Annotated in this window: 2 protein-coding genes; both read right to left on the bottom strand. The window is 37.2% G+C overall.

Going from position 1 to position 1,826, the window contains the following annotated elements; translation table 11 throughout:
• Nucleotides 1-124: 124 nt before the first annotated feature.
• Nucleotides 125-424 (bottom strand): hypothetical protein, encoded by a 300-nt coding sequence (locus IV64_RS00255; protein ID WP_016526703.1) that lies wholly within the window; start codon nt 422-424, stop codon nt 125-127.
• Between the two features lies 1 nt (nt 425).
• On the bottom strand, nt 426-1,286 hold the full coding sequence (locus IV64_RS00260) for a ParA family protein (RefSeq protein WP_013356270.1): 861 nt from the start codon (nt 1,284-1,286) through the stop codon (nt 426-428).
• Nucleotides 1,287-1,826: the final 540 nt, after the last annotated feature.

Below are 1,826 nucleotides of genomic sequence, written 5' to 3' on the forward strand. Positions count from 1 at the left end.
CAAATTAACCAGCGACCGCTTAAAATACTCGACTGGCAAACACCGTATCAGGTTATACTGACAAATTTGTCCAAAAATTCGGATTAAATTTGCAATCTACCCTTTTATTTTAATGTAGCACTGCTTACATATTCTCCCGCAATACGGTATACCTGCGCTGTTGTTCCTCGGTCATATCCTTGTAATACTGGTCAATAAGAAGCTGGATAATCTCGTAGTCGAAGCTAACATGTTCAATTGTCTTCAGGACTTTCATATCCTTGTAAGTCTCTGCGGATACCTTAAGGGATTTTTTCTGATTTTTTGGCATAGAGGAAGATTTATTCTCTTTTTTCGTAGCATTATCTGTTGCATGGTACTCTTCTGATGGCTTTACCGCTCCGGTAACCCTTCGTTGAAGAATATTAGGCTTTTTACTTGGCATCTTACTTGGCCTCCTTATCATCTATAAATAAGCCAATCCGGCTTAATAACTCATCGGTAACTTGCTGGTACTTGTCTAACACTCGCTTATCGAAGCGGTCCTTATCGGTAATTCCATTAATTGGGAATCGTTTAATCCGGGCCATTTGAGTAACAATATTTGTGAATACATTTTCTTCTCCAAACTCATCCTTAGCAGATTGTATGATTGTCTGATCGACACCGTTACGGGCATCGTGAAGCATTGGCAAGATACCAATTACCTCTATATCTAGCTGATACTCTTGCTGAAGTTTAGAAAGGGTATTCACATACTCTTCTGCACCGGATAGACTATCATCGTGTGTTTGCAAGCTGATAAGTGCAAAGTCTGAGAAGATAACAGCATTACGGGTAATCTCAATACTAAATGGTGGCACATCCAACAGAATTACATCATATTTCTTCTTCAATGGATTAAACAAGGGTTCCAACAGATGTGTTTCTTCGTACTCATTATTCGTATTCTGATATAAATATTTCGTGAAATCTTGGAAATCAATATATGAAGGAATTAGGTCAAGGTTATCCATTATCTTAACTGGTAAGTCTGTTAGATCTTTCTCCTGTACGCCTACCATCAGAGTTTTTTTAATTGAGTACACGGTATCTTCCTGCTGACTTTTCGTTAACATTAGTGTTTTAGTGGCGTTGGCTTGTGGGTCTAAGTCTGCAACCAACGTATGTATTCCCATTTTAGCTAAGGTATAAGCGATGAGATACGTGTTAGTTGTTTTTCCCACGCCACCCTTTTGATTACCAATCACAATGGTTAATGCCTCATCACGAGACTGTATAGCCTTTACTACGTCTGGAATATCCATAACAACGACCTCCAATTGATTTTTAATTAGTATACCACAATTTGATAGTGAAAGGGAAATTTCCCTAAATAGTTATTTAGATATATAGAATTAGGGATATATAGAAATTGGGATAAAGGGAAAAAGGGATACTTATCGACTGAGAACACTGTTATAATGGGAATTAAAAATATCCCTAAATAGAAAAAGGGATTTAGGGATAATTCTATTTAGGGATAATTCTATTTAGGGAAAAATAGATAAAGGGAAAAAGGGAAATTAAATATAATTGTTGACAGATATCCTATGAAAGGGCTATAATCATTGGTATTGACAGTCCTATTATATGATGTGTTTTTAACATTATTTCCACCGTTTGCTGTACTAACTGTGAATCATGGGGACACTGTCAGTAGTTCAAAAGAAGTAATACCTAAAAAACTGCATAAAAAAAACACCCACCGACTGGCATCGGTGAGCGCCACACAAAAGTCAACTCATTTACTGACTATTATATCATGGCCGGTGCGATTTTTAAAGCCCTAGGGGACAAGCTGGGGT

The organism is Lactiplantibacillus xiangfangensis (genome assembly GCF_001438845.1).
GTDB lineage: Bacteria > Bacillota > Bacilli > Lactobacillales > Lactobacillaceae > Lactiplantibacillus > Lactiplantibacillus xiangfangensis.

Bases quoted from the DNA above. Each gene is read 5' to 3' on its own strand.
- IV64_RS00255 (WP_016526703.1), bottom strand. From the start codon at position 424: ATGCCAAGTAAAAAGCCTAATATTCTTCAACGAAGGGTTACCGGAGCG.
- IV64_RS00260 (WP_013356270.1), bottom strand. From the start codon at position 1,286: ATGGATATTCCAGACGTAGTAAAGGCTATACAGTCTCGTGATGAGGCA.